At 58.2% G+C, this 19,818-nt stretch carries 23 protein-coding genes, 1 pseudogene and 1 riboswitch; of the genes and pseudogenes, 11 read left to right on the forward strand and 13 right to left on the reverse strand.

The window, feature by feature from the left end:
• Positions 1 to 34: 34 nt before the first annotated feature.
• Entirely contained in the window at positions 35 to 1,450 is a 1,416-nt protein-coding gene (locus D8M23_RS10445) for an MFS transporter (RefSeq protein ID WP_037287366.1), read from the reverse strand.
• Positions 1,451 to 1,600: 150 nt separating this feature from the next.
• Complete coding sequence (locus D8M23_RS10450; protein WP_006888809.1) at positions 1,601 to 1,840, reverse strand: DUF4235 domain-containing protein; 240 nt, start codon at positions 1,838 to 1,840, stop codon at positions 1,601 to 1,603.
• A gap of 239 nt (positions 1,841 to 2,079) precedes the next feature.
• Positions 2,080 to 2,179, forward strand: a riboswitch (TPP riboswitch).
• Between the two features lie 55 nt (positions 2,180 to 2,234).
• Here D8M23_RS10450 and D8M23_RS10455 point away from each other — a divergent pair.
• The 7 genes from D8M23_RS10455 (at position 2,235) to D8M23_RS10485 (ending at position 7,995) form a co-directional block, all read left to right on the forward strand.
• Positions 2,235 to 2,834: an ECF transporter S component gene (locus D8M23_RS10455; protein WP_037236689.1), complete on the forward strand. Its 600-nt coding sequence runs from the start codon at positions 2,235 to 2,237 to the stop codon at positions 2,832 to 2,834.
• Positions 2,835 to 2,864: 30 nt separating this feature from the next.
• Positions 2,865 to 4,496 (forward strand): ABC transporter ATP-binding protein, encoded by a 1,632-nt coding sequence (locus D8M23_RS10460; RefSeq protein WP_126854724.1) that lies wholly within the window; start codon positions 2,865 to 2,867, stop codon positions 4,494 to 4,496.
• Positions 4,493 to 5,293 carry an energy-coupling factor transporter transmembrane component T family protein gene (locus D8M23_RS10465; protein ID WP_126854725.1) on the forward strand — a complete coding sequence of 267 codons (801 nt, stop codon included), beginning with the start codon at positions 4,493 to 4,495 and terminating at the stop codon, positions 5,291 to 5,293. Before D8M23_RS10460 ends, D8M23_RS10465 begins: the two co-directional genes overlap by 4 nt.
• A 42-nt stretch (positions 5,294 to 5,335) precedes the next feature.
• A complete protein-coding gene (locus D8M23_RS10470; RefSeq protein ID WP_126854726.1) occupies positions 5,336 to 5,773 on the forward strand; it encodes a hypothetical protein in 438 nt (145 codons plus the stop codon).
• Positions 5,774 to 6,012: 239 nt separating this feature from the next.
• Complete coding sequence (locus tag D8M23_RS10475) at positions 6,013 to 6,453, forward strand: SRPBCC family protein (protein WP_126854727.1); 441 nt, start codon at positions 6,013 to 6,015, stop codon at positions 6,451 to 6,453.
• Between the two features lie 15 nt (positions 6,454 to 6,468).
• Complete coding sequence (locus D8M23_RS10480; RefSeq protein ID WP_126854728.1) at positions 6,469 to 7,215, forward strand: alpha/beta fold hydrolase; 747 nt, start codon at positions 6,469 to 6,471, stop codon at positions 7,213 to 7,215.
• 81 nt (positions 7,216 to 7,296) lie between these two features.
• The gene (locus D8M23_RS10485; protein ID WP_126854729.1) at positions 7,297 to 7,995 is read left to right on the forward strand and encodes a GNAT family N-acetyltransferase; all 699 of its coding nucleotides are present in this window, start codon (positions 7,297 to 7,299) and stop codon (positions 7,993 to 7,995) included.
• A gap of 118 nt (positions 7,996 to 8,113) precedes the next feature.
• On the opposite strand, the gene D8M23_RS10490 is transcribed toward D8M23_RS10485, so the two are convergent.
• The 3 genes from D8M23_RS10490 to D8M23_RS10500 all read right to left on the reverse strand — a co-directional run bounded on the left by D8M23_RS10490 (position 8,114) and on the right by D8M23_RS10500 (position 10,557).
• A complete protein-coding gene (locus tag D8M23_RS10490; RefSeq protein ID WP_202976141.1) occupies positions 8,114 to 9,430 on the reverse strand; it encodes a replication initiation protein in 1,317 nt (438 codons plus the stop codon).
• Between the two features lie 296 nt (positions 9,431 to 9,726).
• Entirely contained in the window at positions 9,727 to 9,966 is a 240-nt protein-coding gene (locus D8M23_RS10495; protein WP_126854730.1) for a hypothetical protein, read from the reverse strand.
• 6 nt (positions 9,967 to 9,972) lie between these two features.
• Positions 9,973 to 10,557 (reverse strand): ParA family protein, encoded by a 585-nt coding sequence (locus D8M23_RS10500; RefSeq protein WP_126854731.1) that lies wholly within the window; start codon positions 10,555 to 10,557, stop codon positions 9,973 to 9,975.
• Positions 10,558 to 10,943: 386 nt separating this feature from the next.
• Between D8M23_RS10500 and D8M23_RS10505 the strand changes: the two genes are divergently transcribed.
• Positions 10,944 to 11,516, forward strand: coding sequence for a recombinase family protein (locus tag D8M23_RS10505; protein WP_126854732.1), 573 nt, complete (start codon positions 10,944 to 10,946; stop codon positions 11,514 to 11,516).
• Positions 11,517 to 11,581: 65 nt separating this feature from the next.
• A complete protein-coding gene (locus tag D8M23_RS10510; protein WP_126854733.1) occupies positions 11,582 to 11,866 on the forward strand; it encodes a hypothetical protein in 285 nt (94 codons plus the stop codon).
• Between the two features lie 560 nt (positions 11,867 to 12,426).
• Here D8M23_RS10510 and D8M23_RS10515 read toward each other — a convergent pair.
• Together D8M23_RS10515 and D8M23_RS10520 are read right to left on the reverse strand one after the other, a co-directional pair.
• Positions 12,427 to 12,696 (reverse strand): type II toxin-antitoxin system RelE family toxin, encoded by a 270-nt coding sequence (locus D8M23_RS10515; protein ID WP_126854734.1) that lies wholly within the window; start codon positions 12,694 to 12,696, stop codon positions 12,427 to 12,429.
• A gap of 7 nt (positions 12,697 to 12,703) precedes the next feature.
• Complete coding sequence (locus tag D8M23_RS10520; protein ID WP_126854735.1) at positions 12,704 to 12,958, reverse strand: type II toxin-antitoxin system prevent-host-death family antitoxin; 255 nt, start codon at positions 12,956 to 12,958, stop codon at positions 12,704 to 12,706.
• Between the two features lie 250 nt (positions 12,959 to 13,208).
• On the opposite strand from D8M23_RS10520, the gene D8M23_RS10530 reads away from it, so the two are divergent.
• Positions 13,209 to 14,443 (forward strand): IS3 family transposase gene (locus D8M23_RS10530; protein WP_174234632.1). Its coding sequence is split into 2 segments (ribosomal slippage): positions 13,209 to 13,497 and positions 13,497 to 14,443, totalling 1,236 coding nucleotides; the frame shifts between segments, so codons are not numbered across the junction.
• Positions 14,444 to 14,526: 83 nt separating this feature from the next.
• Here D8M23_RS10530 and D8M23_RS10535 read toward each other — a convergent pair.
• From D8M23_RS10535 to D8M23_RS12395, 4 genes are all read right to left on the reverse strand, one after another.
• Entirely contained in the window at positions 14,527 to 14,718 is a 192-nt protein-coding gene (locus D8M23_RS10535; RefSeq protein WP_126854738.1) for a hypothetical protein, read from the reverse strand.
• A 253-nt stretch (positions 14,719 to 14,971) separates the two neighbouring features.
• The gene (locus D8M23_RS10540) at positions 14,972 to 15,235 is read right to left on the reverse strand and encodes a hypothetical protein (protein ID WP_126854739.1); all 264 of its coding nucleotides are present in this window, start codon (positions 15,233 to 15,235) and stop codon (positions 14,972 to 14,974) included.
• A gap of 206 nt (positions 15,236 to 15,441) precedes the next feature.
• The gene (locus D8M23_RS10545) at positions 15,442 to 16,518 is read right to left on the reverse strand and encodes a YeiH family protein (RefSeq protein WP_126854740.1); all 1,077 of its coding nucleotides are present in this window, start codon (positions 16,516 to 16,518) and stop codon (positions 15,442 to 15,444) included.
• Positions 16,519 to 16,740: 222 nt separating this feature from the next.
• A complete protein-coding gene (locus D8M23_RS12395; RefSeq protein WP_446737550.1) occupies positions 16,741 to 16,878 on the reverse strand; it encodes an ArsR family transcriptional regulator in 138 nt (45 codons plus the stop codon).
• Positions 16,879 to 16,973: 95 nt separating this feature from the next.
• Between D8M23_RS12395 and D8M23_RS10555 the strand changes: the two are divergent.
• Positions 16,974 to 17,393, forward strand: a pseudogene (locus D8M23_RS10555) (NAD(P)H-dependent oxidoreductase); the annotation flags it as partial.
• A 60-nt stretch (positions 17,394 to 17,453) separates the two neighbouring features.
• Here D8M23_RS10555 and D8M23_RS10560 read toward each other — a convergent pair.
• Together D8M23_RS10560 and D8M23_RS10565 are read right to left on the reverse strand one after the other, a co-directional pair.
• Positions 17,454 to 18,344 carry a 1,4-dihydroxy-2-naphthoate polyprenyltransferase gene (locus tag D8M23_RS10560; protein WP_126854741.1) on the reverse strand — a complete coding sequence of 297 codons (891 nt, stop codon included), beginning with the start codon at positions 18,342 to 18,344 and terminating at the stop codon, positions 17,454 to 17,456.
• A 14-nt stretch (positions 18,345 to 18,358) separates the two neighbouring features.
• Positions 18,359 to 19,765 carry an AMP-binding protein gene (locus D8M23_RS10565; RefSeq protein ID WP_238693854.1) on the reverse strand — a complete coding sequence of 469 codons (1,407 nt, stop codon included), beginning with the start codon at positions 19,763 to 19,765 and terminating at the stop codon, positions 18,359 to 18,361.
• Positions 19,766 to 19,818 lie beyond the last annotated feature (53 nt).

Consider the following 19,818-nt stretch of genomic DNA (forward strand, 5'->3'; position numbering starts at 1 on the left):
GCGGTGCGGCCGGTGCGTTGCGGTATGCTGCCCCTTACCGCCGGTGGGCGGTCTTCTGCTCTTTCCTCTCCCGCTTCACCTGCTTCTTCTCCAGCCGGCGGGCTTTACGCTGCCGCAGCGCCTCCGGCGACTCCAGCGGCAGGAGCATGAGCAGCCCAGCCAGAATCACGATCATAATCCCCAAGATGCCCCACACCTGGGCGTTGAAAATCACCACGAAAACACCGAACAGCATGGGGGCTAAGAAGCTTGTGGCCCGCCCGGTTGTGGAGTACAAGCCGAACAGCTCACCCTCCGTGCCCGGGGCGGCAATACGCGCCAGGAACGTGCGGGATGCCGACTGCGCCGGGCCCACAAACAGGCACAGCACCAGCGCGCACACCCAGAACGTGCCCGGGTACGGGAACAGCAGCAGCGGGGTGGCGGCCAGCAGAATACCCACCAGCGAGAACACAATAATTTTCTTCGGCCCCAGGTAGTCGTCCAGGTACCCGCCAAGGACCGCACCAATAGCGGCCACGGCGTTACCGGCAATACCGAAAATAATCACATCAGAAGTGGTAAAACCGAACGTGCCCGCCGCCAGGATACCGCCGAACGTGAAAATGCCGGTCAGCCCGTCACGAAACACCGCGCTTGCCAGCAGAAAGTACAGGGTCTGCGGGGCGCTCTTCTGCAGCCGCACAATGGTTCGCCACAGCTCCCGGTACGAGGCGAACAGCCCGCCCTGGCGGGCCGGGGAAAGCCGCGTAAAACCGCGTTCTAAGAACTTCAGCTCACGCACGGGCAGCACCTCCGGCAGGAACCGCTCCCGACGCCGCATCCGCACCAGCAGCGGCAGGCAGAACACCAGGCACCAGAACGCCGAGAACAGGGCGACCGCACGGATATTGAACGCATCATCGGTGCTGAGCCGCAGCCCATTCGGTTCAAGCACGAACCCCCACAACACCACACCCAGCGCCAGCACCCCGCCCAGGTACCCGGCCGACCAGCCAAGACCCGAGATTTTGCCGATATTATTCGGGGTTGAAACCCGTGGAAGCACAGCGTTGTAGTTCACGAATGCGAACTCACTGAACACGCTTGCCGCCGACACCAGGCTCACCCCCAGCCACAGGTACGCCGGGGAGGGCGCAACGAAAAAACACAGCGCCGTCAACGCCACCAGCGACAGCGTGTTCACACCCAGCCAGAAGATGCCCTTACCCGTTTTATCGGCACGCTGGCCGGTGACCGGGGCTAACAGGGCGATGAAAAACCCCGCAATGGTCAGCCCCAGCGACAGCGCCGCAGAGGTGCCCTCCTTAGACCCGAAGTATGCACTGGTGAGGTAGACCGTGAAAATGAAGGTGGTCATGATGGTGTCGAAACTTGACGATCCGACGTCCCAAAGCACCCATGAGACCACCGAACGGCGGCTGGTGCTGTGGTCAGGTGTAGTAGCCATGTTCTTTGAAAAGCTGTCAGGCGGGCGCGACCGTGCGCATTCCGCAGAGATGTTTTGTGTGAAAAGATAAGGACACGCGGGCCGGTGCGGCGAGCCCGCGCATCCCCTCAAAATACCCGCATCAGCGGGCGGTGTACGGTACGGTACGCGCTACCGGGTGGGCAGGAAACGACGCTGGGCGCGGGCAATACCAATGCTCACCAGCGTACCCACCACCGAGGTGAGCACCGCCCAAATAATAACGTTGCGCACGGTGTCTTCAGATTCGGGGGCGATGGTCGGCGGTTCATTGCCGGTAACGCCCTTCCACACATAGCTCAGGCCCTTACCTACGAGAGCGGACGCGGCGAGGTTCACACCGGTGATGGCGATTTTGGCGACGGGGTTCATATAGTTTCTCCATTCGATAGAAATACTCTACCCTCTAGCGTATATGCTTTTACGAGGTTACGCGCACCCGGAGCGGATTTTTCAGGGTGTGATACCCGCCCCGCCACACCAAAAGCCACTTTCGGGCAGCTTCACGCCTATTACCCGCTATTCTTTGGGCAGAACACGGTCTTTGAGCGGGATTCACCAAAGCCTTCACCTGTATGTAGAATATGTATGGACCCCGGGTGGTACCCGGGCATTAACGACAGGGGAGCGCCCTACGGCGCTGAGAGTGCTACGCAGACCCTCGAACCTGATCCGGTTAGTACCGGTGTAGGGAGTCGACTATTCTCGATAACCCCGCCCACATACACGGGGCGAGGCTGTCCCCCTTCCAACGACGGGAGGAAAAATGTCAAATAAATCTCGCCTCACATGGCGTGTGAACGAAATCGTGATCGTATCGGTCGTGGCGGTAGCCTGCGCCGTAGTGTTCTGGGTGTGGGATATTGGGGTGAGCCCGGCCGCTAAAACCATTTTCGCGGCCGTCCCCGAATACCAGCCCCTCATTGGCGGTGCCTGGCTGCTCGCCGGGGTGCTCGGCGGGTACCTGATCCGCAAACCCGGTGCCGCACTGTACTGCGAGGTGGTGGCCGCCATCATCTCCGTGCTCCTGACCGGGGGCGCTTTCAGCGGTGAGATTCTGCTGGCGGGCCTCATCCAGGGTGTGGGCGCCGAAATCGCCTTTGCCGTGTTCGCATACCGGCGCTGGAACCTGCCGGTGGCGGTATTCGCCGGTGCGCTTGCGGGGCTGTTCATGGGCGGCAACGAAATCCTCATCTACTACCCGGATATGGACCCCACCAAAGCCGCAATCTACATCGTGTGCTCCGTGCTCTCGGGGCTGGTAATGTCCGGTATCGGCTCGTGGGCGCTCACTAAGGCGCTCGCGAAAACCGGTGTGCTCGCCTCCCTCGCCTCAGGGGCGCAAGCCCGCACCGTGCAGGCGTAACACCTCACTATCGCAGGAGAAAGGCACACCGTGAACACCACCACCGTGGGGCAGCACCGCACCGCAGAACCAACAGGCTCAGCGGGGGCACGCATCGAACTGGACGGGTTCGGATGGCACCACCCCGGCCGTGAAAAACCCGCGTTTTCGGGGATTACCCTGAGCATCGAACCCGGCCAGAAAGTGCTGCTGCTGGGGCCCTCCGGCGCCGGGAAATCCACCCTGCTGCACGCCCTAGCGGGAGTTATTCACGATGATGACGGGCACAGCCAGCTCGGTATTGCACGCATCGACGGGCACACACCCGCCGATGCGCGCGGAATAGTGGGGCTCATGCAGCAAGACCCGGAGTCGTCGGTGGTGCTGGCCCGCGTGGGCGACGATGTGGCCTTCGGCCCCGAAAACCTGTGCATTCCGCGCGAAGAAATCTGGGAGCGCGTCAGCCAAGCCCTGAGCGCCGTGAACCTGGAGCACCTGAGCCTGGACCACCCCACCAGCGCCCTCTCCGGCGGGCAGAAACAGCGCCTGGGGCTTGCCGGGATCCTGGCGATGCACCCGCGCGCCATCCTGCTGGATGAACCCACCGCCAACCTCGACCCGCAGGGGGTGCAGCAGGTGCGTGAGGCCGTGGTGCGGGCGGCCGCGCACACCGGGGCTACCCTCATCGTGGTGGAGCACCGGGTGAGCGTGTGGGCGCAGCACATGGACCGCGTGATCGTGCTCGGCTCCGGTGGAGGCATCACCCACGACGGCCCGCCCGAGCAGGTGCTTGATGAGGCCCGCGAAACCCTCATCGCCGACGGCGTGTGGGTGCCCGGCTACGTACCCGAAACACCCGGCACCCCAACGGCGCCAAAAGCCGAGCTGCTCTCCGCCGAAAACCTTGCTATCACGCGGGAATACCCCACCAAAAAACAGCTGCGTGCCCGCCGTAAACAGCTCAAAACCATGCCGGATGCCGCACCCGTGCGCATCAGCATGCCCACCCTGCGCGGCGGGGTGAACCTGAGCATCAGGCAGGGGGAGCACCTGAGTATCCTGGGCCCAAACGGTGCAGGAAAATCAACGCTTGCCCTCACCCTGGCCGGGCTGCTCTACGCCGCCGACGGCACCCTGTGTGCGCATCCGGCGCTGCAAAACCTCGCCCACGAGGCGCACCCCGCCAGCTGGGACGTGCCCTCATGGAACCCGGCGCAGCTACTTGGGCGAATCGGGTACGTGTTTCAGGAACCCGAGTACCAGTTCGTGCGCGGCACCGTGCGTGAGGAGCTGCAGCTGGGCCCGCGCCGCCTAGCCACTTTACGCCGTGAGCCCGTGGATGAGGGCGCGCTTGCTGCCGCCACCGAGTCCCTGGCTGAGCGGCTGCGCCTTAGCGGGCTGCTGGGCGCTAACCCGTTCACTCTTTCCGGCGGGGAGAAACGCCGCCTGTCGGTGGCCTCGGCGCTGGCGACCGCGCCCCGCGTGCTCATCCTGGATGAGCCCACGTTCGGGCAGGACGCCCACACCTGGGGTGAGCTGGTGCGCATTATTCGCGGGCTGCTGGCCGAAGGGACGGCGGTGCTGTCTATCACCCACGATATGGAGTTCACGGCGGCCCTGGGCGGGCGGAGCATCACCCTTGATGCGCCCGCCCGGGATGCTCAGGAAGGAAACCGCGCATGAACACGGACTTTTTCGGGCCAAACGCCGAACGGAACAGCTGGTTTGGCGGGCTGAACGCGGGGGTGAAATGCGTGGTCACCGTGGTGCTTATCCTGGCGGCGATCCTCATTAAAGACCCGGTGAGCGCCACCGTCATGCTCGTCCTCGAACTGGTGGGGTTCACGGTGGTGGGTTTCCGCCCGGTCAACCTGCTGGCCCGCGCCTGGCCCATCCTGGTGGCGGTGGCCAGCACCGGCTGGAGTGTGGCGATCCTGGTGAATAAGACCGGCCCCGTGATCCTCGACTTCGGGGTGAATAGTATTACGCAGGGTTCGCTGGCTGCCGCCGTCTCAATGATGCTCCGCTCCCTGGCGATGGTGCTGCCCACGTTCGCGTTCGTGCTCTCAACCGACCCCACAGACCTGGGGGATTCGCTGGCGCAGACATTCCGGCTCCCGGCACGGTTTGTGCTGGCCGCGCTGGCGGCGCTGCGCCTGGTGGGAATCCTATTTGGGGAGTGGAACACGCTGGGGCAGGCACGGCGTGCCCGCGGGCTGGGCGCGGGGCAGGGCCCGTGGGGGCGGCTGCGCACCAGTGCGGGGCAGATGTTCGCGCTGATGGTGCAGGCTATTAGGCGCGGCTCACGCCTGGCGGTCACCATGGAGGCACGCGGGTTCGGCGCGGGGGCGCGGTCGTGGGCGCGTGTGCCCGCCTATTCACGTCGGGATGCGTACCTGGTGGTGGCCTCAGTGGTGATTGTTGCGCTCGCGTATGGGGTGTCGTGGTGGCTGGGCGCCCTGCAGTTCCTGTGGGGGTAGCGGGCATTGAGCGCACCTGGTGGATGGAGGGCGGGTCACCGCATGGATGTGTATGCTGCTGGCTTTACAGATATGCAGGTAACAGCTGCCGGTGAGACAAGGGAGTATTTTCTGCACGGCATCTTTAAACATATGCCGTTCTCCATCCAGCTGAGCCACCCTGCCGACTATCACGATGCTGATTTTGCGTTTGTCGCCCACACCATGAACCGTGCATCTGCGTACCGGCAGGACGCCGAACTATTTCTACAGAACATCCTGGCTGAAAACCCGGGCGCATTAGGGGTCTCTGAGGGGGATCGTGCACCCGACGGGCCGCTTCTTTCACTGCCGGAATTTATGTTCTATGAGGGCAGCAGCTGGTCTATTGTTTTTAGGGAAAGCCCGCTACCTATTGCCGAGCCGTACGGCATACTCATTAACTTTTGTGATAGCAAAATTATTGGTTTTGAGGATATTTCCGGCTCAGAAGAAATATGACAAGCCATGAGCACGCGGGCGGAACCCCCCGTCTGTTGACCACCTAAACGCCCGGGGCACCCTCTGCACGGTTGGGCTGCGGCACATGTAAGCCGGTTTTGGCGCAGGAGAACAGTAGAGAAACCGGGGACACCGTGGTAGGTTGAGAACACTGGTGTTAAGACTCGGAAAGCTGGTGCGGGCAAAGCATCCACCGTCTTAACCTTGTACATGCAACCAGTCGTAGAAGGGCTATTAGTATGGCGGTGTACACGCGCCAGGTGCTGGTGAACGCTCCACCCGATCAGGTGTTCCGGTACTGCACCTCACAAACCGGGTTCTGCCAGCAGTTCCCCTTCCCCGTCCGCTGGCTTACCGGCACTGACCACTGGCAGCTGGGCGACATTCTAGATTTCAGGTACCGGGTGTGCGGCCTGTGGCTGCGGCACCGTGCAGAGGTGGAAGAGCATGAGCGGGGAGCACTGTTCACCGATACTATGCGTAAAGGCCCCTACCGGACATTCCGTCACACACACCGCTTTGAGCCTTCAGCAGGCGGCACCTGCATGACAGACACCATCGAATTCACAACAGGGTTAGGTGCCCTAATCGACAGGCTTATTGGTGTGCCCATTCTGAAGTACACGTTCCGCAAACGCCACGAGGCCCTGTCCCAGGTGGACTGGGCAGACGTCTTATAACTTGAGGAGAAACACATGCCCACCACGCATTATCGAGACGCTGATTTGTTCTACCGTCTAAGCGGTGAGCCTGAAAACCCGGCCATGCTGCTTCTGCACGGTGGGTTCGGGTCAGCAGAGGATTTCGCCGCTATCCTGTCTGAGCTGCAGCAGCACTTTTTGGTGGTTGAAACCGATGCACGCGGGCATGGGCGTTCCACCCGCGGCACGGCTGAACTCACCTACGCGCAGTTTGCCGAAGACGCGCGTCATATTGTGCAGGTTACCGGGCTGCGGGAATACCATGTCTTTGGTTTCAGCGATGGCGGCACGGCGGCTTACCGGCTAGCGGCTGAGGATACACGAGTGCTTTCGGTAGTGACTGTTGGTGCGTCGTGGAGTGGTGTACGGGACGCCTCCGTACGGGAGATGTTTGAGAACCTGTCGCCCGCACTTTTCCGTGAACGCATGGCCGACAGGGTCGCATCCTACGAGAAGCTGAATCCGCGCCCTCACCTTGAGACACTTGTAGACGATCTGCGCCACCGGTGGCTGGACACCACGGAGACAGGGTACCCGAATGAGCGTGTTTCTGCGATTGGGGTGCCTGTGCTGGCCGCGCGTGGGGAGAACGATTTTCTATTTTCTCTACAAGAGCTGGCGGAACTGCGTAGGCACCTGCCCGAGGCGCACCTGATGAATGTGCCGTTCGCCAGCCATGAGGCTATCAGTGAGCAGCCCGGCATCATATGGGCTGCCATGAAAACAATGTACGGACTATAAACAGAGGAAATCGCTGAGGGCTGGTGCTTCTGCAGGTACGATAAAGAAGTACCTGCCGCAACCGAAAATTTGAGAAAACCCATGCGATATAACGACTACCAGCAACCTATCGGCGATGCCCTGCCCGACTACCGCACGGGCGAGACTCCCAGCATTGATTGTTTACAGGGGCGCTACTGCCGCCTCGAAAAACTTGATGCAGAACGCCACGGCGACGACCTGTACGAGGTCTACGGTCCTGAAGCGCCCAAACCAAGTTTCACCTATTTGTCCCTGAACCCTGTTGCTGACCGGGCAGAGTTAGAGACCCTCCTCAAGCGCATGGAGGAATCCACCGACCCGTACTGTCTGGCTGTGATAGATCAGGATGGGCGTGCGGTTGGCACTTTAGCGCTCATGCGCATTAACCCCGCCCACCGTGTTATCGAGGTGGGTAGTGTAACGTATGGCGAACGTCTAAAACGCACTCGCGCCGCCACGGAGGTGCAGTATCTGCTGGCGCAGTACGTGTTTGAGACGCTGCACTATCGCCGCTACGAGTGGAAATGCGATGCACTGAATGAGCCTTCACGCCGCGCAGCCGAGCGCCTAGGCTTCACCTATGAGGGAACGTTCCGCCAAGCCGTCGTATATAAAGGCCGCAACCGCGATACGGCGTGGTATTCAATGCTGGATACCGAGTGGGAGCAGCGTAAACACCGGTTACTGCAATGGCTGGATCCGAAGAATTTTGATGCGCGCGGTCAGCAGCGCACCTCCTTGCGGGAGATCGCTGTATAGCCATTAGCCGAAAGGGTGCTCTGAGGTATTGTCAGAGCCAAACAGCAGGGATACCATGGTATTTTCTCAAGTCGAACGGAAAGGAATACCATGAAAACCCTTGTGATTGTCACGCATCCTAATATCCATGAATCTTCGCGCTGGTAGTTTGCCCTTGAACGCGTTTCTTCCGATGCGTTCGTTGCAATTTGGCAAGCTCCGCCTGTGCATAGTCACTGTCACGGTCTTGCCAGCGCTCAGCAGCTTTTTTCCCGCCTTTGCGGCCCATTGTTGCCAGTGCTTTACGTTCGCTACTAGTGGCCTTACCCGGAGCACTGGAACCGCTGTAGGCCTCACTCTTGGAGTGGGTGACATACCCGCGCACACGCCGAGCCATAGTCTGACGATCACGCATGGGCGGCATTTCACTATCTCGTCCAGCCCCACCATGAGTCTGAGCGACGTAATAGGCATGCTCGTAGGCATCGATAATCGCCGCATCTGTCAGGCGCTGGCCTTGTTGCCGCAAACGGTGACCAGTCTTAAGCGCATGTCTAAAAGCAGTTTCATCGCGTGCGGCAGTGCCCTGGGTAATCCACAGCACGCGCACACCATCGATGAGCTCCGGGTCGTACTGGTCGAGACCGCCAGCGATTTCCGCGTCTACATCCTGGGCGAGTGCTTTGAACGCTTGGGCTTCTTCGCGACGGGTCTTGACTGCGTTAATTAGTTCGCGGCCAGAGTTGAACTGTTGGCGTGGAGCTGCTTCGAACTGGTCGTGTCCTGACATATCCCTTACCTGCTTTACCAAGTCTCCAAGCCGCATCACCCTGTTGTGCTGCTTGTACCAACGATAAGCCGTAGGAGCCTTGCCGGTATAGAACGGGTTACGGCTAAATCGATGGGAAAAGTGTGAGTCATGGTCTAAAAGCTCACCCAGCACGCGCGTAGTCGCGGCCAGAAGCTTCATCTGCGCAGATTTGCCTTCATGGTTGGCGTACACAGGGTCAATGAGCCAGATGAACTGGGCTTTCCCATTAGTCGGGTTGATTCCTACCCACGCCGGCCCGATGTTGTGGCTGATAAGCAAGCGCACTACGTCACGCACATACGGGTTAAGGTCTGCGGGATCACCACCTGCTGTTCCTACTTGATCAACGTCAACGACCAGGACAGCGGCGTACTGCTTGTTGGTAAGCATGACGTACTCGCACCGGCCTAAAGCCTCTGTACCGAAGCGGTACATGCGCGGCGAGTTAGATCCGTCTGCATTGCGAATATACGCCTTGGAGAAATTACGCCCAATGGAACCGTGGAGCACCTCGCGGCCTAGATGAGCGCGAAGCAGGTCGCGGTCGCTGGCAGATGCTGGGGTGTTATCCAGCCCGCCACGGTCTCCATCGACACTGGTCGGTGTTTTAATGTGCGCATTGTGCGCGTAAGCCTGTAAACTCATGGCCATGCTTTCCCCCAGGGTGAACTGGGTGATAAGCGAGCGTCGAACTGGTTGCCGCCGGTTCGGCGCTCATTTTTCATTTGGTTGACTTACATCAGTGTAACTTGCGGGGGTTTCATCTTCACGCCTTTGGTGTGCTTCGTCGTGGGCAGAACTGCCCCGTAGTGTTACGTCACACCGCTATAGCGTTTAAACGTTGAGGTGTTTTAACGCTAAAACTCTTTAATGTTGTAACGTTCTAAAGTTTTAACGTTGTTGTTTTGAAGTGCAGTTATTCCGCTTTACCGCCCCCTCTGTTACTTTTTGTCGAGGTAGTCAGCCACCAACGAGTTGATGATCTCAGAGACATTGCGCCCCTCTTTTACGCTACGAATTTTCAGGGCCTCCCAGTTCTCGTGAGCCAGGTAGATCGTCGTTCGACGATCAAGATCAGTGCGCTTGGCGGTGAAAGTGTCTGCCACGGGTACGGCTGCTTTTGACTTCTTGGACGGCGAGTTTTTGCGCATCGTATCAGCGATGCTAGGTCGCTTGGTCATCGTTTTTTACAGCTCCTCAATGTCGATAATTTCCCGATACACATCGTCGTATCCGTGAAGGCGTGTCGGGGTGGTTCCGAAGGCGGCCTTGATCTCCTCGCGCTGCGGCACGGCGTTATAAAACGTGGCAACCCCTTGACCTTCGAAAACCTCACGCGATTCTGAGTAGAACCGCGTGTGCATCAGCACACCCGTCAGAAGTACCCCCACGGGGTGACCTTCGACGGCGTCGAGCGTCGGCCACACACGATCAATATCCATAGGGGCTGCACCGGTGGGCACGATGATTAGATCGGCGGTGTCGATGGCCGCCTGAATGGACGCAGCCTCCCCCGGTGGGGTGTCAATGATCTGAAGCGTCTCGTCGCTGGGGGGAAGATCTCGGAGCTGCTGGGCACTCAGGGAGATAACGGGGAAGGGAAGCTCATCGTCGCGTTGCTGGGCGATTTCAGCCCACCGCATTGCCGAGCCTTGCCGGTCGGTGTCATAGACCTCAACCAGCCGACCAGTGTTGGCGGCCGCGGTGGCCACCATCATCGCACTGGTTGTTTTCCCCACACCTCCTTTGGTGTGAACAAAAGACACTCTCATGGGTTAACCCTCCTTAGGTCGCACCAACAACACTATAGCGTTACCACGTTAAACCACTATAACGTTTTAGCGTTGTAACGTTATTTGCATTTTATAGCGGCTTTTCCTCGTGGCTGAGTACCTCCCAGGTGCCATCGTGCTCAAAGTCGCGGGCACGCGACGTACGCGATTCCTCTGGCGCGGTCGCAAAAATGGTTGTCGAGGACCCGTAAGGAAGTTGCCCGTCGAGAGGCGTTTGACCAACGATAAACGCCCCTTGGCGGGACACCACCCGGAACTGTAAAGCCGCAGCATAACTACCGGCGTATAACCCCGGCGAAAAAATAGGCGAAAAACACTCCTTAAACGCCTATAGTGAACGTCAAAACCAACAACAGGAGGGGTATATGAAAATCGGCTACGCCCGCGTCTCCACGAAGCATCAAGATCTTGCCGCGCAGGAAAAGCAACTGCGGCAACTCGGGGTGGCACCAGAACGCATTTATGTTGATCATGGACTATCGGGCCGCAGTATCGATCGCCCCGGACTGCGGCAAGCCCTCGCTGCTTGCCGCGCAGGCGATAGCTTGGTGGTCACAAAGCTAGATCGCCTTGCACGTAGTGTCGCTGACGCCGCCAGCATCGCTCAAGAGCTTGAACAGACTGGCGTCGCACTTCAAATCGGGTCCGAGACCTACGATCCGAGCAACCCCGCGGGGAGACTGATGTTCAATGTCTTTGCCATGATCGCAGAGTTCGAGGCAAGCCTTATATCTGCACGGACCCGAGAAGGCATGGCGATTGCCAAAGCCAAAGGAAAACTACGTGGAAAACAGCCTAAACTCACCCTCAATCAGCAACTGGCTGTCGTGGAGCAATACCACTCAGGGGCGCGTACCCAGAGGGAAATAGCCGAGCTTTTCGGCGTCTCCGACAGAACAATTCGCCGCATATTAAAAAAACACGATAAAAGTATATAATCGACAAATCGCATTATCATGATCAGATGATATGATCCGCTAAAAAATACATTGAAAGGTGCACAATGTTTGAAGCATATAAGTTCATACCTGTGGTAATTGGGTTGGCATTTCTCCTTTACATATTGTTAGGCAACCAAAGACGAACAGCTGGAATGCTGATATGGGGGCCAGTCTTTGTTCTGGTGGCCTTAACCCCCAGACGGGAGCTAGCGTTTGTCTCGTTCAACTCATCAATTGATTGGGTTGCATATTTAATCGGGATGGTGATTACACTATCGATATTTTTGCTAGGCGCTATTCCTGTAGCCTTGCAAAAATTCATAAATTCCAGGAAGCGTGAAGAGTAGTTGCAGCAACTATAAGTATTACAGGGAGCCACGAATTTACGGGGTTTGACCAGTGTTTTTCTGGAGAGGGCGGTACCGTTACTGCGCAAAAGCGGGACCGTTACTGCGCAAAAGCGGGACCGTTACTGCGCAAAAGCGGGACCGTTACTGCGCAGCGCCCCAACGGGGCGGGACCGTTACTGCGCAGCGCCCCAACGGGGCGGGACCGTTACTGCGCAGCCTTGAACAGGCATTTTAGTTAAATCTCAGAAAAATAAGCTTTATATAAGTTTCAGCGGGACAGTTACTGCGTAAAAGCGGGACAGTTACTGCGTAGCATTCCAACGAGGCGGTACCGTTACTGCGCAGCGCGCTCCAGGTGGATGAGCGGCCGTAGGTGCGGAGATATACCACTGGGGACTAAAAAGGGTTACTCCCTGCCGTGCTTTTGGGGTGCGGCTTGGCAGGGAGCGTGTGGACACACCCCCAGCGACCCACACACTCACATTGTAGCGATATCTCTATACGCTTGGGGTGGAACTTTGGGACATGAGGGAGAGGCGGCTGACAGCGGCTGTGGGTTATCTGAGATAAACATCTTTTCGGTGGGCGACTCGCAGGACAAGCACACGGAGTTGCCCGTCTGCAATTTCGTAGACTACGCGGTAGTTACCGACGCGAATACGGTACTGGTCGTACTTACTTTTTAGTTTCTTGACGCCATCGGGCCGGGGGTTGGTGGCTAAGCCTTCGATTGCAGCAAGGAGACGTTTTTGTGTCTGCCTATCGATTTTGCGTAGCTCCTTAGCGACGGAGCCCTTATAGGTGATGCGGTAGGTGGGGCTGGCCATGTGGGGGCTAGGCTAGTCCGAGTTCTTTTTTGAGGTCATCATGCGAGATTTCCTCGGCTTCCTCCCGGGCGACTTCGGCAGCGCGGATGTCCTCTTGATCCTCTAGTGCTTCCAAAGCTCGATCAAAGAATGAGGGGGAGACGACGACGGCGCGGGCACGCTTTCCTCGACTGGTGATCCTGACGGGCGCGCGCTGTACTTCTTCAAGGATTTGGCTTTGGTATTGACGAAACTGGCTGGAGGACACCGACTTTGTTTCCATACCCCTAAATGTACAAGTTGTACATTTAGGGGGCAAGGGGGTGCGCTGAAAGCTAATTGCTTAGTGTGCCCCTGTTTCGTGTTGGTAAATCTGCGCAGGTCTCAGGCTGCGCAAAACGAGCCGTCTTTCTTGGAAGGGTGTCCAATGCGGGCATAGGTGGGGGTGTGGTTGTGGCAAGCGAATCTATTGATTCGCGCGGCTGAAGTGTCCCAGGTTTTGTTCCGCTTGAGTAGATGGGAAAATCTGGAACATGCCGAGAAAATTTGACCAGGATGCAAGGGACCGTGTGGTCCGTCTCGTGGAAGACCGCATCTTGGCGGAAAATATGTCGATGCAGGCCGCGTGCCAGGCAGTAGCTCCAAAGCTGGGGGTTTCATGGCACACGGCTCGTCAATGGACCCAGCAGGCCCGCCGTGCAGGAAACACCCCAGAACCTGTACCTGAAGATTTGGCCGCCGAAAACGCGAGGCTACGCCGTGAAAATCAAGAGCTCCGCGACACTAATGAGCTACTGAAAGCCGCGTCAGCTTTTTTCGCGTCGGAACTCGACCCCAAACGTCGGAAATGATCCGGTTCATCGATGAAAACCGGAATCGTTTCTCTGTCGAGTTCATCTGTAAGACGTTGAAAAATAACCGGGCTGGCGGGTTTATCACCTCGCGTGGTTATCGCCAGTCCAAGGCTCGCGGGTTAAGTGCTCGTCGACTTCGTGACGGCGTGCTGGTTGAACGCATTAGTGCTGTTCATAGAGATAATTATGGTGTCTACGGTGTGCGGAAAATGTGGCATGCTCTTCGCCGTGAAGGAATCGATATCGGGCGTGAACAAACCGCCCGACTGATGCGCCTGGCTGGCGTTTCTGGCAAAGGCAAAGGCGGATCACCAATCACAACCCGAAAAGCTAACGTGCCTGATTTGCGCCCGGACTTGGTCGAGCGTGAATTTAAAGCTCAAGGACCGAATAAGCTGTGGGTGGCTGACATTACCTATGTACGGACACGAAAAGGATTCGTCTACACCGCGTTTGTCACCGACGTCTACTCCCGGAGGATCGTCGAGTGGGCGCTGTCAGATTCGATGCGGACCGAAGCTTTGCCGCTGCAAGCTCTCAACCAGGCGATCGTGTGTGCTGAGGAAACAACAGGTCTCATTCATCATTCGGATCACGGGTCGCAGTATGTCAGCGTTGTCTACAACGAGCGACTTACCCAGCACGGCATTACAGCTTCCACCGGAAGTGTTGGTGACTCCTATGATAATGCTCTGGCTGAAAACGTTAACGGCTCCTACAAGAACGAGCTAATCCATACCCGCAGGTGGAATGACGTTGTAGAGGTAGAAATCGCGACGTTCGAGTGGGTGTCATGGTGGAACGAGGTAAGGCTCCACCAAAGCCTGGGATACCGAACCCCAGCCGAGGTGGAAACCGAATTTTGGAAGCAGAACTTGCCACAGGCAATAATGGAAATCAAGGCAAATGCCTAGGAACAAAACCCGGGGCACTTCATATTGGTGTCCTAGCTGTACTGTCCCGCACAGGCCGTTTCCAACCTACCGGGACAGTACATCTAGAGCGATGGAAGGGTGTTGCTGTCTGGGATCGGCGACCAGAGTAGGTAGGTCTCCAGTTCCTCGCTTGCGGAAAGCGCAGCGGTATAGTCCGGCGAGTTGTAGCAGATTATCCCGCGGGTAAGGTCCACATCCACCGCGATAAACCACTCGCCTTCTACCCAGCAACAGCTCGTTCCCGAGTCGGTCATGAAGGCCCCCTCCGTCGTTTCGCCCAAGCAACGACCTATAAAATACCGGTATCCCTCCGGTGAGCTACGGACGTGATCCTCTTCGTCAGGTACGGGGCCAGCTTGTCCGGGTGAATACATCAGGAAGTCGACGTAACAGATCCCCGCATCTGGTAACCCGAAAATCTGTCGCAAGGACTGCCAGGTCCCGATATCAATCATCCCGAAATAGGGCTCTTCCACCCGGGACACCAGTTCACGCTGAGTACGTTTATCAGTGACATTGACGGTATCCCAAAAAATCTACGCCAATATGGAAATCGCGGCCCAATTCAACAGCAAGGTCGCGCCACAGCACCCGCTCGTTGTTGGGGCCATGAATCGGCAGGCACAACTGCAGGACGAACCGGAAATTTTTCTTCAACCAGCTGATATACGTGGTATCGTCCAGACTGTAAGGCAGTGTGGCTGGAATGGGGGGCTCACCAGGTTGGGAGAAATCCCAGACCGGCTCCCAGAGGATCTCGTCTTGTCCCATGAGCCCCTACTTTCCCTTGTTTTTCTTCGATACTATCGGCGGGAGGGGACAGCAGAGCTTGCCGAAAATTCCAGGATAGCGCAGTTCCGCTATCCTGATATCTGCTTCCTGATTAGATCCCTGTGTCTACTTTCCAGGGGTCGGGCTCGTTCCGGATCATCCAAATGCTTTTCGATTAGTCATAATTAGCACTTATAACAGAAAGATTATGGAACTCCAAAGAGATATACACCCGCCAGCGAGATAACCATAATGACTCCCGTGGAAAAGAAACCAAGAAACACCGGCTTTACCCCCACGTGGAGGAGACTGCGGATATGGATACCCAACCCCAGCGCAAACATTGCGGCAGCTAACAAGATGGTCTGGGTAGACTGCATCGCTGATAAAAAGACCCCGGGTAAGAAATCCGCTGTACGCAGCAACACTGCGATAATGAAGCCCCCTACAAAGAGAGGAAGGATCGGAGGCTTCTTTCCCCCGGTTTCCATTCCCCGGTGCCGCATGAAATAGGAAACTCCGGCGATAATTGGCGCAAGGGTAATGACTCGAGCCAGCTTGACCGTGACAGCGACCGTCAAGGCTGCCCCACTTACGACACCGCCAGCAGCCACCACCTGAGCTACTTCGTGGGTCGAAGCCCCAATCCACATGCCCACAGCCTCTTCGGGCAGGCCTAATATGCTGCCGAGGAACGGAATGAGCGGGATCATCACTGTGCCGAACAGGACAACCAGTGCTATGGCTGTGGCAACTTCCTCCTTCCTCGTTTTGAGCGCACCTTCCATAGCCGCCACAGCAGCTGCCCCGCAAATAGAAAAACCGGAGGCAATAAGAATTCGTTGGGCCAGGCTAATACCCATAAGCCTGCCCACCCAGAGGGTGATGAAAAATGTTCCCACCACAGACATCATGACAACAAAAAGAACTCCAAATCCCAAGTCGAGTATCGAGGACAAAGATAGTTGGAAGCCGAGGAGAACAATGCCCGTCCGCAGGAGCCTCTTGGCGGAAAAAGCCATGCCATCAGCAAGGGCAGCAGGCACCGGGGCCAAATTCCGCCATAAGACCCCTAAAAGAATGGCGATCAGTAGTGCGCTGACCCCGGGGAAGAAACGCGCACCCATCCAGGCCAGTACAGCGCCTATTAAGGCCACAATGATACCGGGTAGTATCTTGACGACTTTCTCCCCAACGGTTTGCAGCGGGGATAAATCGTTAGCGGTTTTTATATTAGGAGAGCGGGTATCTGTGTGGGTTCTGAGTAAAGGTTTCCGTTTCATGCCCTTCAGAGTAGCACCAAGTCAAACATATTAGTAGCCCTCACTTTGCCAATGCAGATAGACTCTTCTGATATGACTCCGAAAATGACTCACGTCGACAACTGGCTCAACTTGAGCATGCTTCGCTTGCTCAGCGGTGTTGCCGAGCATGTCAAATGAGGTTCTAACTAACTGCCCAAGAGGGCAGGGGAACCGTATATTGCTTACGGTATGACCCCCCCCCTACTCCTCAGGAAGTAAGCCAGCAGAGCGCAGTACTCGCAGATGCCGTTTAACAGTGGACTCGGATAATCCTGTTTCAGCCATGATTTCTTTACGCGTAGGCAGTTTCCCTGTTTCTATATAGGCCTGACCAACAATCGCATGATTCTACGGTCAGCAAAACCTGGGTTCACATGCTGCGCCAGCATCCGGATCGGTTTACCGTGCATGAACTATAAAGCGAGTACCCCGACGGTGTGATTGATGTAGAGCGCGAGCAGGCTCTCGTGGAAGAGCACCAGAACATTGTGCTTCAGTTCCCGGTGTACTGGTTTAACTGCCCGCCGCTTCTGAAACAGTGGTGCGACGAGGTGCTGACGTACGGGTGGGCCTACGGCTCGAAAGGCAAGGCGTTCGAGAATAAGAAACTCGGCATTGCCGTCTCGCTGGGCGCTCCCGCCCCAGAGTACAGTGCGGAAGGCTCCGTCGGGTATACCGTCGCCGAAACCCTGCACCCCTTCGGGCTGACGGCCAACTATATCAGCGCCGATTATCAGCCTCTCTTCGCGTTCCACACCATCGACACCTATGAGAGCTACGATGAAGCCGCTGCCCAGCAAGTGGTAGACAGCGCGGATGACTACCTGGCGCATCTGAACACCTACTACGCCTAGCAACAGCCTGTGCGGCCTGCGCGGGTCGGGAAAACCCGCAAAAGCTTATGGGGCAGGGGGTTAGGAGAGCGAGTTGAAGTTCCCCAAGAATACCGCCAGCCCCATGAGCAGGCTGTACGCCAGCGCCACAATACCGGCCTGTTTCAGCACGGGGATGAGGTCTTTGCCGGTGCGCCCAGAAAGCACCGTCACGCATGAGTAAACGGTCGGCCCTACCAGCACAAAAATCAGCGCAAACCACGGGTTCTGCGGCACCAGCACGGTACACAGCAGAATCGCCAGGATCATCTCAACCGCGTAGGTGATGCGTGCGGCCCTATCACCCAGCCGCACCGCCAGGGTGAGCTTACCCGATTCACTATCGGTGGGGATGTCGCGCACATTATTCGCCATGAGCAGCGCACACGAGATCAGGCCCACCGCCACGGCACCCACCCACCCGGTGAGCGTCAGCTGATTAGTTTGCGTGAATAACGTGCCTAAAGTGGCAACCAGCCCAAAATAGATGAACACGAACACGTCACCCAAACCCATATACCCGTAGGGCCGTTTCCCGCCGGTGTACCCCCACGCCGCAAAAAGCGCGGATGCGCCAACCGCCAGGAACCACCACTGGTTCGCTAACGCCACCAGCAGCACACCGGAACACACGGCGAGACCGAAACACAAAAACGCGGCGAACTTAACTGCTTTTGGGCTTGCCGCACCTGAACCGACAAGGCGCATCGGGCCGACCCTGCCCTCATCGGTGCCTTTGACACCGTCAGAGTAGTCATTCGCGTAGTTCACGCCCACCTGCAGGAAGAACGCCACCAGAAGAGCAAGCGCAGCCCGTACGGGGCGGAACGAATGCAGCTCGGCCGCCGCCACAGACCCCGCCACGATCGGCGCCAAAGCAAGCGGTAGGGTGCGCAGACGCGCCCCCTCAATCCATTCTGCCGGTGATGCCACGGCTATGCCCTCCTTCACACACGGTTGGTTTGCTGCTCGGCGTGCGCCTTACACAGCATACTGTATATTGCCAGCCGGTCAGGTTTGCCCGTGCTCGCAGCCGGAAAATCAGGCACAATACGCACCACCTTCGGCACGCCCGCCGCACCCAACTGTGCACCGCACAGCTGCTGCAGCTGCCCTGCTGTTTCGGCAGCGTCCGCACCATAATGCCCGGGCAGGTTCCGCAGGGTGACGGCGGCAATGACGGCGGCCCCCCACCGCGCGTCGGGAACACCGGCCACCGCAGCCTCACGCACCGCCGGGTGGCTCTCAAGGACGGCGGCGACTGCGTGAGAAGAGACTTTCACCCCGCCGGTAATAATCACATCATCGGAGCGCCCCAGAACACTCAGCGCTGGAGCACCACCGTCCTCGGGAGTGTTTGGGGCGGGGGGCACGAGCGAGCCGTAATCGTCGGTGCGGTACCACCGGCACCCGTGGGCATCCACGAAGAAATGCGATGCGGTGCGTGCGCTATCGCCCAAGTACCCGCTGGCAAGGTGCTCACCACCAAGCCAGATACGCCCGGCCGCTTCAGCCCCGGCCACAACCGGGCTGTCTGCTAAACCTGCGTCCTCGGGAACCACACGCAGCCGCACCCCGGGCAGGGCTACCCCCGAATAGATGCACCCGCCGGCGGTTTCTGCGCTGCCATAGGTGGTGACCACGTTCAGCCCGAGCTCGCGCGCGGCTGCCAGCAGGGATGCGCTTGCCGGGGCGCCGCCAAGCAGGATTCCGGTGAACTGGCCGAGCGCATCGTAAATCTCTGACCCCATCGTGGGGTTGGCTTCGGCGGCTTCTAGGAGCTTATGCACCTGCGTGGGCACGAGGGAGACGAACCGGCGGGCGCAGCTGAGCCGTTCGGCGGCGTTCAGAAAGACTTCGGGTGTAAAACTAACCCCGTCGGTGATCGATGCGGCAACTACCGGCGTCGTTCCGGCGAGCACCGACCGGGCGAGAACCTGAGCCCCCGCCACATAGTGCGCGGGCAGGGCAAGAAGCCACTGCGCAGGAGCCTCAGAAACTACCCGCCGCTGCTTTGCCGAATCGGCCGAAGAGTAGTCCGCAAAAAAACTCTCGGTCGCCCGAGCGGATGCCCTCAGCGCCCGCACGCTTAACGCCGTCTGTTTTGGCGTACCCGTGGACCCGGAGGTGCCCACCACGAGGGCAATAGACTCCGGGTCTTCTATTCGCCCGCGCGGGTCTTGATGATCGCGAGCACTGTTCGGCAAGTCCCCGGTGAGAGAGCGCTCGAAGGCACGCAGAATCTCCTGCGGATCGGCGGGCGCATCGGCGCTGAGGATGACCGCGTGCGGATGCAGCGCATCCTGGGTCGGGGCAGAAAGCGGCGTGAGCGAACCGGGGAATGCACCGGTCATAGCGCCTGCTTCGCCGCTATCCACCCGGGACTTACGGGGATCGCAGGGGCATT

This window comes from Rothia sp. HSID18067, from assembly GCF_003989445.1.
Taxonomy (GTDB): domain Bacteria; phylum Actinomycetota; class Actinomycetes; order Actinomycetales; family Micrococcaceae; genus Rothia; species Rothia aeria.